7 protein-coding genes are annotated in these 14,526 nt (G+C 36.3%); 1 reads left to right on the forward strand and 6 read right to left on the reverse strand.

Annotated features, from left to right (window positions below):
• Positions 1 to 539: 539 nt before the first annotated feature.
• On the reverse strand, positions 540 to 2,561 hold the full coding sequence (fusA, locus tag RBQ61_RS17465) for an elongation factor G (RefSeq protein WP_308138484.1): 2,022 nt from the start codon (positions 2,559 to 2,561) through the stop codon (positions 540 to 542).
• 243 nt (positions 2,562 to 2,804) lie between these two features.
• On the opposite strand from fusA, the gene RBQ61_RS17470 reads away from it, so the two are divergent.
• Complete coding sequence (locus tag RBQ61_RS17470) at positions 2,805 to 6,896, forward strand: DUF445 family protein (protein ID WP_308138485.1); 4,092 nt, start codon at positions 2,805 to 2,807, stop codon at positions 6,894 to 6,896.
• A gap of 80 nt (positions 6,897 to 6,976) precedes the next feature.
• Here RBQ61_RS17470 and RBQ61_RS17475 read toward each other — a convergent pair whose 3' ends face one another.
• The 5 genes from RBQ61_RS17475 to RBQ61_RS17495 all read right to left on the reverse strand — a co-directional run bounded on the left by RBQ61_RS17475 (position 6,977) and on the right by RBQ61_RS17495 (position 14,304).
• Positions 6,977 to 7,999, reverse strand: a complete 1,023-nt coding sequence (locus tag RBQ61_RS17475; RefSeq protein WP_374049891.1) for a branched-chain amino acid aminotransferase — start codon at positions 7,997 to 7,999, stop codon at positions 6,977 to 6,979.
• A gap of 244 nt (positions 8,000 to 8,243) precedes the next feature.
• Complete coding sequence (locus RBQ61_RS17480; RefSeq protein WP_308138486.1) at positions 8,244 to 9,452, reverse strand: TolC family protein; 1,209 nt, start codon at positions 9,450 to 9,452, stop codon at positions 8,244 to 8,246.
• A 51-nt stretch (positions 9,453 to 9,503) separates the two neighbouring features.
• Positions 9,504 to 10,088: a TetR/AcrR family transcriptional regulator gene (locus tag RBQ61_RS17485; RefSeq protein WP_308138487.1), complete on the reverse strand. Its 585-nt coding sequence runs from the start codon at positions 10,086 to 10,088 to the stop codon at positions 9,504 to 9,506.
• Between the two features lie 26 nt (positions 10,089 to 10,114).
• On the reverse strand, positions 10,115 to 13,195 hold the full coding sequence (locus RBQ61_RS17490) for an efflux RND transporter permease subunit (RefSeq protein ID WP_308138488.1): 3,081 nt from the start codon (positions 13,193 to 13,195) through the stop codon (positions 10,115 to 10,117).
• A 2-nt stretch (positions 13,196 to 13,197) separates the two neighbouring features.
• Positions 13,198 to 14,304 (reverse strand): efflux RND transporter periplasmic adaptor subunit, encoded by a 1,107-nt coding sequence (locus RBQ61_RS17495; protein ID WP_308138489.1) that lies wholly within the window; start codon positions 14,302 to 14,304, stop codon positions 13,198 to 13,200.
• Between the last annotated feature and the right edge of the window lie 222 nt (positions 14,305 to 14,526).

Raw genomic sequence — 14,526 nt, forward strand, 5'->3', positions numbered from 1 at the left:
TATAACATTATTTCTAATTTTGCTCAAATGTATTTCAGTATATTTACTAGTATATTTAATAAAAAACAAGCACCTTAGTTTTATAATAAAATCAGCTGAATCAACACCAGATATTTTTTGAACTTTCTATAATTGTATTGGATTTTCATCTTCCCTAAAAGATTTAATTATTTGATTGAACCCTCTTATTCTAAATTGCTCCACCGACTTTTTTTGTTATGAATAATCTGTACTTATTTAGGCATTTGTTCAGCATGGTATATAATAAATTAATACCCAATTCTATGCCAACGACAAATTTTATGACCCTTCACTATTGAACTCTGTTATTCTTAAAAGAAATTCTTACGGCATTAAAAACTTAAAAAGGTTTATTCAATATTAGAATTTAAGATTCCCAACAATTTATAAAACGCATTTTTTACCATAATTAGAATTTATTTTTACTACAAAAAACACCTCTCGGTATTATAGCCGAGAGGTGCAAATTTTTAACTTTGTTTTAAATTTTTAGACTTTTGTTTTAAACCACAAAATCATCAATTCTCATTCTTAGCTTTATAGTCAGCTACTACCTTTTCAGCCATATTAGTTGGCATTTCGTCGTATCTTAAGAATTCCATGGTAAAGCTTCCTCTTGCTTGAGTCATTGATTTAAGTTCAATTGCGTAGGTGTACATTTCAGCCATAGGTGCTTCAGCCATTACAAGCTGGCTTCCGTCTGTCTGCTGCTCCATGCCGAGGATTCTTCCTCTTCGCTTGTTCATGTCACCCATTATATCTCCCAGGTATTCATCGGGTATGTTAATTTCAACTTTTGCAACCGGCTCAAGTAGTATTGGTTTAGCTTCTGCCATACCTTTCCTAAATGCTAATGAAGCGGCTATTTTAAATGCCATTTCGTTAGAGTCAACATCGTGGTATGAACCGTCGTACAATGTTGCTTTAATGCCCACAACCTTACAACCTGCCAGAGTTCCTTTGTCCAAACATTCTCTCAGACCTTTTTCAACTGCTGGTATGAAGTTCCTCGGAACAGATCCTCCAAATATTTCTTCTGAAAATACGAATTCTTCATCGCTTGGTTCAAATCTGATGTGAACATCGCCGTACTGTCCTGCTCCTCCGGACTGTTTCTTATGCTTGCCCTGTACATCTGATTTACCTCTGATTGTTTCTCTGTATGCAACCTTAGGCGGTGATAGTTCCACTTCAACCTTGAAGTTGTTTTTAAGTTTACTTGCTATAACTTCCAGCTGAATATTTCCCTGTCCTCCCAATACTTGTTCTTTTGTTTCAGAATTTCTTTCTATACTAAAGGTAGGGTCTTCCTCGTTGAGTTTGTGAAGTCCCAGTCCGACTTTTTCATCATTATCTTTTGTTTTAGCTCTTACTGCCATAAAGTAGCAAGGTTTTGGAAAATCTATTTCGTCATATTCAACAAGGTTTGTTTTCAAAGAAATAGTATCTCCCGTAGCGAAATATTGCAGCTTTGATGTGGCTCCAATATCTCCCGCCTTAATTTCCGAAGCTTCAAGCTGTTCTTTACCTCTCATGTAGAACACATTTCCCAGCCTTTCAGATTCCTGAATTTTAGCGTTGTATATATCTGCATCCTTCTTAATTGTTCCGGACATAACTTTAAATAATGTAATTTTACCAACAAACGGGTCTACGATTGTTTTAAATACAAAAGCTGACAGCGGTGCTGATGAATCCGCCTTCACATCTTCTGCATCCTGTTCCGTCGGCATGTATTCTTTTATAACGCTCATAAGAAGGCTTGCTCCTAAACCCTTCGATGCAGCGCCAAGAACTACGGGAACAAGTTCTCCCGCCAATACAGCTTTTTTCAATCCATCATGAATTTCTTCATCGGTGAATTCTTCGCCCTCAAAGAATTTTTCCAGCATTTCTTCGTCTGTCTCTGCAACGGACTCCATTAATATTGATCTGAAATTTTCAGCCTTTTCAGCAGTATCTGGTAATGTTTCCACAGGTTCGGTGCCGATGTAGCATTGTCTTTCCAAAATATCCATATATCCGTCATATTTATCGCCTTTACCGAGAGGAATTGCAAATGGCACAACTCTTTTTCCGAATTTTTCTCTTAAATTATCCAGCAATACGTCAAATTTAACGTTTTCTTTATCCATTTTATTAACGAATATTATTCTTGGAAGCTTCCTCTGCTCAGCATATTTCCACGCTTTTTCTGTTCCAACTTCAATTCCTGAACTTGCATCTATTACAATTACTGCACTGCTGGCAACTCTTAACGCTCCATATACCTCACCTACGAAATCAAAATATCCAGGAGTATCAAGGAAATTAATTTTAGTATTATCATACTCTACAGGTATGATTGATGTGCTGATAGAAACTTGTCGATCTTTCTCTTCTTTATCGAAATCGGAAACAGTATTTCCGTCTTCAACTTTGCCTATACGATTTATAACTTTAGTATCAAATAAAAATGCTTCGGTTAATGATGTTTTGCCACAGCTACTGTGGCCAATCAAGGCAACGTTTCTAATTTGGTCAGTGTTATACGTTTTCATTCGCTTTATTCCTCCTAATAGATTCTGCTTATTTATTATATTTTACATTATAAAGTATGATTAATCAATATAATTTTAATTATGTGACTTATTTGTTAAATTATGCAAACAATATTAAAAATTTATTGTTAAAAATAAGTCAATGCATAATTAAACCATTATTGAATTTATGTACATAATAATACTTTGCAAATTTCAAATGCCAGTGATATAATTTTCAAAAGTACAATTAAGGACAGCATTATGAACGAAATAATACTCAATTACATAGCGCAGGCAGTTTTGGGAGGTGCGTCAGGTTACATAACTAACGACTATGCCATAAACATGCTTTTTAAAGAATATACCCCCCTTAAAATCGGAGGCGTCATTAAAAAAACAAGATCGGAATTTATTGATAATCTCAGCAGTATGGTTGAAAACGACATAATAAACACTGAAAAGTTTCAGCAGATACTCAACGATGAATGTTTAAAAAAAGAATTTGATGCAATGACATCGGATTTTTATAAGAGCTGCCTATATGATGCAGTTGGAAGTAATCGCCTGCAGCAAATTGAAGGCTTTGACGAAACGTTAGAATCAACTGACACTTTCATATCAGATATTATTAACAAATACATGCCTGATTTATATGAAATTATGCTTGATAAACTTGACCCGGGTGTATTTTTAACTCCAAAACAGCTGAGCAGTATAAGCAACTCAATATATTCTGCAGTTTATGAAACAATAGATACTTCCGATATACTGAAAGATACTCTTATGTCCGTATATAGGCATAACAGTAACTTGGTTCTCGGAAATATAATAGACCGTAATATATATGAAAATATCATAGGAAATATTATTGAAATACTTTTAAATAAATATCCCGAAAAATTTAAGACCATAATTGATGAAATTTTAGATTCCTTGGGAATTAATGAATCCTTCAAATCTGCGGAAAAGGTGTTTTATGACAAAAAAATCGGAGAAATTGTTATGCTTGATGAAATTCCGGAAAATTTGCATAACAGAATATCTTCGTATGTGGATTCAAAGGAAGGAACAGAACGTATCGGAAATCTTATAAGTTCTATATTTTCATTTGGAAAAAATTGTGATAAATCACTGTTTGACCTCCTGGATACATCTTTTGAAAGCAGTCTTAAAATTTACCTCACAGACAACATTCCTTACGTAACCGAAAACATTATTGGCTGGATTAAAGAAAACAGCAATTTGATAGATACTCTGATTGAACAGTCAATGGATGAAGTTGTAAAAGAGTCAGACGGATTAAAAGCAAAGATGCTGTCTACAATTAAAACTGTGTATTTAAATAATTTGAGCAAAAAATACAGCCTGGCAGACAAAATAATATCTTACATTAGAAAAGTTTCAAATTCTGAAAAACTGGGAAACATACTTAGTGATAAGCTTATTGATTTATTAGAGAGCCTTACAATTCGAGAAATATTTGAGGAAGCAGAAAGAAATAATATAACACCCGAAAAAATCAGCTTATTCATAAGAAATTACATCAGGCAAAATTCGCGATCCTTTATTAATTCTTTCACCGAATATATTGCAGAAAAGAAAGCCGGTGATATATTTTCTGCCGAATTAATAAGAGATGATGTATTACCCGGCCTTATGAAGCAATTTTCTGAATTTTTGCCATCTGAAACTGTAAAAAATTATCTGACACAGATTGCTGCTAATGGCGCATCCTGCTTATTAGATAAAGAATTAAGACACCTAGTTAATGAAAAACAGGCTGAATGTTCGGCAGAAAAGCTTAGCCTTCTCATAGGTAAAGCAATATCTTCCATGGAAGATTCCATAAAAAAATGGATTGGTATAAATGCAGAAAATTTAGCGGTAAATTTGACATCAAAAAACCTGAATCAGGAGACTGTTGATACATTAAATGACAGCTTATACAAAGCCTACATAAATGGCGCTGAAAAAGTAAGACCTGCACCTGTTTCTTTTGTATTGGATAAATTAAATTCAATAGATGACCTGGTTGAAAACAGTTCAGATTCTCTGCGCACATATGCAGTTGATAATTCTGGAATAATTTTAAACGGATCAATAAAAGCAATTGTTTCGGACAATTTAAACAAACTGGATGACAAAGCTCTTGTGAACCTTGCAAATGATTTTATCGGCAGAGAGTTAAAACCGATAATGTATTTTGGGGGTATGTTGGGTATAGTAGCCGGCTTAATTCTTGCCACTTTCCATACGGTTTCTCCCGGGCCAACGGTAATCAGAACAGCTAATATGGCAGCATATGCACTGGTAGGATATATGACAAATGTAATTGCAATAAATATGATTTTCAAACCCTACAGGAAAAACAAGCTGCTTTCGAAACTGCCATTTTTCCGCAATTTCTCTTTGGGATACATAATAAAAAACCAGAGTACCTTTGCTCAAAAGACGGCACAATTTATAGATAAAAACCTGCTTAACAAGAAAAGCATAAGCGAATTGTTCGACAAATACGAGCACGACATCACAAATGCGTTCACTAAATCAATTGCCGACAACAATTACAAAACAATAGGTAGCCTTCTAACTAATAATAAAAACAATATTGCTAACAACATTTATTCTTATCTTAAAGGAATGTTTGAAAAAAGTGCAGTCAAGTTAGGAGAATTTTTATATAACAAAATTGCACCTGTTCGGCTATCAGATTTGATAAATAAAAGTACAATAATAAAAATAAGCTTTGAATTTAAAAAAGTAATCGGCAGCACTAGCTCATTTGTGAATTCAGAGAGCACACTAAAAAGTAAATTTTCAGGCGATTTTGTAAAGAATAATTTAGTAACCTTCAATAACAACTGCTATGACAAACTGAATAATACATTAGCAGACAATACATTGCTTACAAAGGAAATCTTGAAGCACGAAGATAAGTATAAACTGCTTATAAACAAGCGCGTTAAGGAAATTATAGGCACGGAGGCTACAAGAAATCTTGAAACGAAAGTTTCCGAAAAAACTGCCGGTATTATTCTGAACAAAGATTCAAGGCACAAAGCAATCTATAGAGTGATGGAAGTAGTTAACACCAATGCTGACAGCAATACCCTCGGTGAAATCTTTGACGGCAGGCTTAAACAGTACATGGATTCCCATATGCCAAAGATCCTGAACAAAGTATCCGGCTTAATTGTGAAAAGCATTAAAGAAAGCAAGGAAAAGATATCTTTTGCAGTGCAGTCTGAAATTAAAAACAACCTCGGGTTTATTGAAAAAGGCATGTATACCGTTATGGGCGGCGATGTAATAGTTGATGAACTTCTTGTGAAATTTATAGATGATAAAATTCCTCAGTTTTTTGAAGAAAAAAGAGATGAGCTTCAAACTGTATTTTACAGTATTCTTAATGAAAAATTCTACACAGTTAAGACAGCAGAGGTGTACTCAAATCTAAGCGCAGTAAAGTTGAATGAACTGGCAGACAATTACTTTGACAGTGATAAAGCCGAAAGCCAAGTAACCATCTCAGTGAATCACTTAGCCGACAAAATTGGAAATATAAAATTATCTGAAATTTTGAAATTTTTCAGAGCCGGGAATCTTGAAGAGCTTCAAAATGTTTATCACGATGAAATAAACTCGTTTTCTAATACATTGCATTCAAGCATGAGCCAAAGTAAAGAGTGCATTATTGAACGCATAACCGAGCTTACAGATTCGGCAGTTGATGAGTTCATGAAATCGGAGTTTAGAGAAATATTCAAAGGAATTTCCGAAACAAATATAACTTATACATTTAAAAAACTCTTCGCAGAGTTGGATAAAAACGGATTTGATGAAATACTTCAGTCAGCATCATCTGAATTAATCTCAGAGCTAAATATAGACGCAGGAAGCATTCTTAATAAAGATGAGTTTGTAAATTCTTCTGCATTATACATTCACAAGCTACTGGAAAATCCTGAATTTGAAAATGCTGTTAACAGTCATATCAGCTCAGTAATTGACGAAGCAGTCTCGGAAAATTTTAATTTTATAGATGGGAACTTTAAAGATTACATCCTGAATACTTTCACTGTTTCATGCATCAACAGTTTAAAACGCAACATGGATAAAATATTGAAATCTGTAGAGTTTGACAAAATTGCCCTTGAAGAAATAGAAAAAATGGAACCTGAAAAAATACATGAAATGTTTGATTCATTTGCCGGAGGTTATTTCAAAAAACTCATGTTTTATGGTTTGGGAGGTTTTGTATTCGGAATAAATATGTATGTGGGATTTGCACTGGCATCGCTAAAGATTTTAACCGAGCTAATTAACTTAAGCAGAAATAAGGATAAAAAATAAATACATTTATAATCAAAAATCACGGCGGTTTTCAATCGCCGTGATTTTTGATTTTATATTGTTCAGATTTCATTATATTATTATAAAACCTTGTATATCCAACCTTTTGGAGCTTCTACATCTCCCATCTGAATTTTGTACAGAGTATCATAAAGTTTTTTGGTTACAGGACCTACTTCTGTTTCGCTGTAGAATACATGCAGTTTTCCTTTATAGTCAATACCGCCTATTGGAGTTATAACAGCAGCTGTACCACACGCTCCAGCTTCTTTGAATCTGTCCAGATTATCTATAAATACATCATCTTCTATTGCTTCCATTCCCAGGTACTCTTTTGAAACTTGCATCAAAGATCTTCTAGTGATACTTGGAAGTATTGATGAAGATTTAGGAGTTATAAATTTATCATCCTTTGTAATTCCAAAGAAGTTTGCTGCGCCGACCTCATCAATTTTTGTATGTGTTGCGGGATCCAAATAAATACAATCCGCAAAGCCATTTTTTACTGCTTCGTGATGTGAATGAAGGCTTGCTGCATAGTTTCCGCCTACTTTAATTTTTCCTGTTCCGTTAGGTGCTGCCCTGTCTTCAAGAGTTGTTGCAAAGTTTACAGGCTTCATACCGCCTTTGAAGTAAGGTCCTACAGGCATTCCGAAAACGCCGAAAATATATTCTGGTGCAGGTTTTACTCCTATGTTATCTCCAACGCCTATTACATACGGTCTCAAATAGAATGTTGCGCCTGAGCCGTAAGGAGGTACCCATTCTGAGTTTGCCTTAACAACTTGCATACATGCATCTACGAACTTTTCCACCGGAACCTTAGGCATCATAACTCTTTCACAGCTCGTCTGCATACGTTTAGCGTTTTCATCAGGTCTAAAGAGCTGAATTCCTCCGTCCTTTGTGCTGTATGCCTTCAGGCCTTCAAAGCACTCCTGGCCATAATGCAGGCATGTAGAGCCTTCACTTATGGATATTTTGTTATCTTCAACAAGCTGTCCATCATCCCAGCTTCCGTCTTTCCAGTGAGAAATATATCTCTTGTCTGTTTTAATATAACTAAAACCCAAATCTGACCATTTAATGTCCTTCTTTTTCATAATTTCCTCCTAAATAATATCGTATTAATAACAAATATCATACCTTCAAGCAATAAATTTCAGCCATCTCCTTTAATATATAGCAAAATTCATTCCAATTTCTACCTGTAATAAATACTGCATTTATCAATAATTTAATAATCGCAAAATCATTTATGCATACTTTTGCATGCAATATAGTTCATTTTTGAAATTTTTTGCAATAATAAAAAGAAATTCCCAAAAGGGAATTCCTTTTTATTATCTACTGAGCTAAACCAGAACTTCCCATCAAATTTGAATTGTCAAACATCAGCTTGCTGATATTGTACGCAGCCAGCAGCTGGTATCGCCCGATTTCTGCCTGGGCAAGGTTTGTATCTGCATCTATTACCTCAAGTGATGTTGCCATTCCGTTGTCATACAGCAGTTTGTTTATGCGCGCAGCTTCTGTTGCAAGCTCCACTGTTTTATCCATGTTTACAAGACTTCTTTCAGCTTTTATCAGGTTCAAATAAGCTTTTCTCACATCCAGCTCAACATCTTTATAAGCCTGAGGAACGTTTAATTCGGCATCTTTCAACTTTTCTACTGCTGCCTTGTGTTGTCTGAGATTTGAAGTGTAATATGCTTTGTACGCATGTGTTTCTATTTCCTGAAGCTCCAGATCATTCTCAGCTTTAAGGATTTCAGGTCTCTCCTCTTTAGCTTTTTCTATAACAGCATCTAAATCTATTTCCGCTGTGGGAACATAGGTCAGTTCCGTATCCGTAAGCACTATCTCCTGATCAAATGGCAGGTCAAGCTTGTTTAACAAATCAAGCTTTGCCATATTTAAGTCATCCATGGCTGAATCCAAATCAGTCTTGGCCTGCTGTACTGCCATCTCCCCATTAAGCACCTCCGCTTTTGTAGCAGAGCCATTATCGAATTTCAGGTTTACAACTCTGAGCTGCTCATTTGCTTTGTCTAACTTGGCCTCGTTAATTTCAATTGATTTTTCAGCCAGCAGCACGTTGTAATACAGTGATTTTGTTGATATTTCAATTCCTTTCAAAAGCAATCCCCGATTTTTTTCAAGTTGCTTCATCTGAGTATCGGCATATGTAACGTAGTATCCGTTTTTTGCAAGCAGAGTTTCAATATAATTACTTGTTATGTCAACACCCATAGCAGATATTGTATCTAAAGACATACCCATAAGCATTTCTGCCTGATCTTTGGCGCTTTTGCCTGATCTTCTGGCATCTTGAGCCTGTTTAATTCCATCATCTATTTTCCACATTCCTCTGTCACTTTCAGTTGCCAGCTTAACGGCTTCATCCATAGACAACTCCAATACACCGCTTTCTTCCTCAACTGCTTCGTTTATCTCATCTGTGTCTGCCGGAACAGCATCCTCAGCCAGTGCAACATTTGTTAGTGTGCCAAGCATAAGTGCCATTGCAAGCAGAAATGATATTTTTCTTTTCATGTTTTACCTCCGATTATCGTTTTTTATGTTTTTAAAAATTTCCGCCTATTACTATTTTACACCAATACCGTTAAATAACAAGTCAAAGATTATATCTCCTTCTTTAAATATATTATCCTCCTTGGTGATTTTCAAATTGAAATATTCTTTCATAGTTCCCAGAACAAGGCATGAAATCAGGTATGAAGGTACTTCCTTATTGACTACCCCTTCATTTTTTCCCTGGTCTATCATTTCTATTATTATCCTGTTAATTTCCGAGACATAATCAAACATTGTTTTGAGTACCTTCTCAGAGATTAAATTCTTATAAGACATTATATAATCATGAGGACTTTTTTCAAAATCCTCGTTGCCCGAATCACATCCCCTTTTAAACAGCAACATTGCTTTTTCCTTGAAACTCCTGTCCATTAAGGATATTTCCTCAATATTGTCCCTGAGTGTTTTGACAAAATCCACGCATGTTTCATCAAAAATATCCTGCTTGCTTTTAAAATACTCATACAGCGTACCTTTTCCCACTCCTGCGCTTTGTGCTATGTCATCCATCTTTGTATCATGGTAGCCTTTCTCTCTGAACAAAACTCTGGCAGCTGACAATATCCTGCTTCTCTTTTGATTTTTTCCCGCCATGTTTCCTCCTGCTCATATTTTTTATGTTATGCCCGCTCTATTGTTTTATTTTTGTTTTTCTTAAATTTTCTTTTGAAAAATGCCGCTATATCATCAAATATTGTATACATTATCGGTACAACAACCAATGTCAGCGCAGTTGATAATGAAAGTCCTCCGATTACTACAATACCCATGGATCTGGTAAGTTCCGCTCCTTCTCCTATACCTATTGCCATAGGTACAAGCCCCAGTATCGTCGTAAGGGCAGTCATCATAATAGGCCTTATTCTTATGGGTCCTGCTTTCATTATAGCGGTTGTTCTGTCTTCACCCCTGTTTCTTCGGTTATTTATATAGTCTACAAGAACTATGGCATTGTTAACTACTATACCTACAAGAATAATCAACCCGATTATTCCTATTACATTCAGAGGAAGACCTGCTAAAAACAGCCCTATAAATCCTCCAGACAATGCAAGTGGAACCGAAAACATTATGGACAATGGCTGAAGGAGCGATTCAAACTGCGCTGCGATAATCATGTACACAAGAATGATTGCAACAAGCATAACCATTGCCAAATCTGTAAATGTCTCTTCCATCTGCTCCGTCTCTCCTCCGAAAGTATAGCTGTATCCGTTTGGCATTTCATACTTGCTGAGCAAGCTTTCTATTTCTGTTGAAACAGACTGAGTATCTCTTCCCAAAACACTTCCGCTTACTGTCAGAACTCTTGTCTGATTTTCTCTCATAATGCTGATAGGACCTTTTTCAATGCTGATTTCTGCTATTTCCGAAAGCGGTACACTTCCTCCCTGCGGTGTTTGTATTGGAAGCATCTCAAGCAAAGAAATACTTTGTCCGTATATATTATCTCCCTTTAATATAACGTCCAGCTCGTCACCGTCAACTTTAAACTTCGTAACGGTTGACCCTGATAAAACATTATTTACTTCCGAACCTATCTGTGCTGTAGTCAGTCCATACTGAGAAGCTATGCCCCTGTCAGCTTTTATCTGAACCTGCGGTATTCCGTCATCATAACTTGTAGTTACTTCTCTTGTTCCTTCAACTTTTTCGATTATTTCCTTGAAATCATCTCCAATATCCTTAAGAGTATCTATTTCGTCTCCCTTGATGCTGATACTTATGGAACCAACACTCATCCCCATCATCATCATTGATGCTTCCGAAACACTTATCTCGGCTCCGGGGACATCCTTAACCATTTTTCGAATCTCATCGCTTATATCTTTTGCACTTCTGTCTCTCTCATTCAGCTCGCTCAGAATAACAGTCATAGAACCGGTACCTGAACTACCTCCCATACTCATTATGCCGGAGCTGCCCGCCTGAGTAAATATCGAAACAACTTCCGGTATTTCCTGTATTGATGACTGGATTTCCTTTAGAGTCTCATCAATCTGTTCTGTCTCAGATCCTGCTGGAAGGCTAACACTAACATTTATTATCCCCTCGTCTGTGGCAGGAAAAAATTCCGCTCCCACCGATGAAAGCATAGCAATGCTGGCAACAAACAGCCCTATACTCGCCGCTATTGTAATAAAGCGATGCCTTAAACTCCAGCTTAAAACAGTTTTGTACAGCACAACCAGCGGTCCATGCTTTTTTTCCTGAGTTTCTTCAGATTCAAGGTTTCTAACTGTAACGAGTTTGGATGACAACATAGGAACCAGTGTAAGTGCAATGACCAATGAACTCATAAGAGCTATTACTATGGCAAGAGCAAAGTCCTTGAATATGGTTGCAGCCAACCCTCCCGTAAATACAATCGGCAGGAAAACTGCTACAGTGGTGAGTGAAGAAGCTGTTACTGCCATTGAAACCTCATTTGCACCGTTTATAGACGCCGTTGTTCTGTCCATACCCAGGCTTCTGTTTCTATATATATTCTCAAGAACAACAATAGAGTTATCTACCAGCATACCTATTCCGAGAGCAATCCCACCTATGGTCATCATATTGAGTGTTATCTTTGTAAAGAATAAAATAACAAATGTAGTAATTACGGAAATAGGTATAGAAAGCGCAATTACAAGTGTCGTTTTAAAGCTTCTTAAAAATATCATAAGTACGATTACCGCAAAAACTCCACCTAAAATCGCTGTTCTTATCATATTTTTAATTGCAAAATTTATATAATCTGCCTGATCAAAAAAGGATATCATATTTAAATCCGGATATTCTTTTTTTATTTTTTCCAATTCTTTGTTTACTTTTTTTGAAACATTAACTGTATTTCCGTCTGACTGCTTCATAATGGAAATCTGAACTACTTCTTTGCCGTCCATCTTCGTTATAGTAGATTGATCCTTATCAGCCATTTTAACATCGGCAATATCCTGAAGCCTTACTGTTCCCCCTGTAGTAAGAGGAATTGTCAGATTTCTTATGTCTTCTATTGATTTAAACTCCCCTATTGTTCTGACTGTAAGTTCATTACTTCCTTTTTTGACACTGCCTCCCGGCAAATTGATATTTGCTGCCTGAATCACTTGTGTCACGTAGGCCTGACTAAGATTGAAGCCCTTTAGCGCCTCTTCTTTAAGCATTACCTCAATCTCTTTTTCAAGACCGCCGGAAACAGAAGCTGAAGCCGTTCCTTCAATTCTTTCAAGGCGCGGAGCTATAATATCCTCAGCCATTTTTTGAGCATTATACAGATCTCCGCCGCTTGAAACAGCCATCTGAATAATTGGCATTGCACTTGGGTCCAGTTTCGCTACTATGGGTGATGTTATACCGTCCGGCAGGAATCCTTCAATCAAATCAATGTTTTCTCTAAGCTGAAGCATTGCATTATCCATATCCGTTCCAAATGCAAATTGGATCAATACCAACGAGCTTCCTTCATTTGAATATGATATCATACCTTCAATATTTTCAACAGTAGCCACACTCTGTTCCACCGGCTTCGTAATTAAATTCTCAATTTCCTCCGGTCCTGCGCCGGAATATCCTGTTTGAACCATAACATACGGCAGTTCCATCTGCGGAAGCAAATCTATCTGCAATTTACTTAATGACACCACTCCCAAAACAATGACAATTAATATCATCATTGTAATTGTAACGGGTTTTTTAACCGAAAATCTTGAAAGCATTACTATTCACCCCTTACAACCTTTATATTGCTGCCGTCGCTTACATAATCCTGGCCCTTTACGATTACTTGATCTCCTTCATTTAAACCGGATATAATCTCTGTATAAACTCCAGTGTCAAGTCCGGTTGTAACTTCTCTCTCAACCGCAGCTTCATCTTCAGCTACAAACACGTATTTTTTGTCTCCATTTTCCTTTACAGCTTCCGTCTTAACTGCAAGTGCGTTTTCTATTCTGTCTGTGTCTAAGTAGACCTTGGCAAACATCCCTGGCTTAATCATACCGTTATTGTCAAGAATTATATCAACATTATACAAGTTTGTCATTAAATCAGCAGATGAACTTACACTGTTTATGACGGATTCCTGTTTAAACTCGGCAGCTTTTATTTCCACAGTTGCTGCATCACCTTTTTTTATCTTGTTTATCATATTGCCCGGAACACCAAACTCAATTGTTATGCTGTCGGAATCAACAATTGTTATAGGTGGATTGGCTGATGTTGCATATTCGCCTTCTACAATGCTAATATTAGAAATAACTCCTGAAATCGGAGCTTTTACTTCCGCATTTTCAAGCATGGATGCTGCATTTTCATATGCTACTCTTGCCTGCTCCGCTCCCATCCTCGCCGCTTCCAGCGATTCGTCCGATGCCGCCAGCTTTGCCTGTTCATACTGTGTCTCGGTTACTGCGCCTTCTTCGTACAGCTTCTTCATCTTCTCAAAGGAATCCTTTGCCGTCTGAATTTGAGCGGCGCTTACATCATACCCCGCCTTTGCGGCTTCATATGCGGTATATGCCTGATTTACCTGCTTGTTAATATCATCTTTATCCATAACGAATAGAACCTGATTCTTTTGAACTTTGTCTCCTACGCTGACATTTATTTTTTCAACTTTTCCCGCTGTAAGAGGAACTACGTAGACATCTTTGTCCGCATATGCTTTAGCTGTCATGATATTTTCTATGTATAGTTCCATCGGCTTTAATGTTTCAACTTCTACTGCCGTATAAGATACTTCTTCCGTTGCAGACTCGCTGCCTGTGCCGCTGCATCCTGCTAAAACGAATGCAGTAATTAATAATAATGTCAATAATTTCTTCAAGTTTTCCTCCCTCAATTTCCGACCGACCGGTCAGTTCTATAAAAATTATAGCACTGCTTTATTATAAAGTCAATTAATTATATTTCTCTTAAATTATAATTATGTTTTGATTAAATAAGGTCATAATCATGTAAAAAATAAGAGATTTTAGACTAAGCCATTAAATTGACTAACCCACAATCTCTTAATTTATTTATTGCATTGAACAATGTATCTTTAGCG

Origin of the sequence: Sedimentibacter sp. MB35-C1 (assembly GCF_030913635.1) — a bacterium.
Taxonomy (GTDB): Bacteria; Bacillota; Clostridia; order Tissierellales; family Sedimentibacteraceae; genus Sedimentibacter.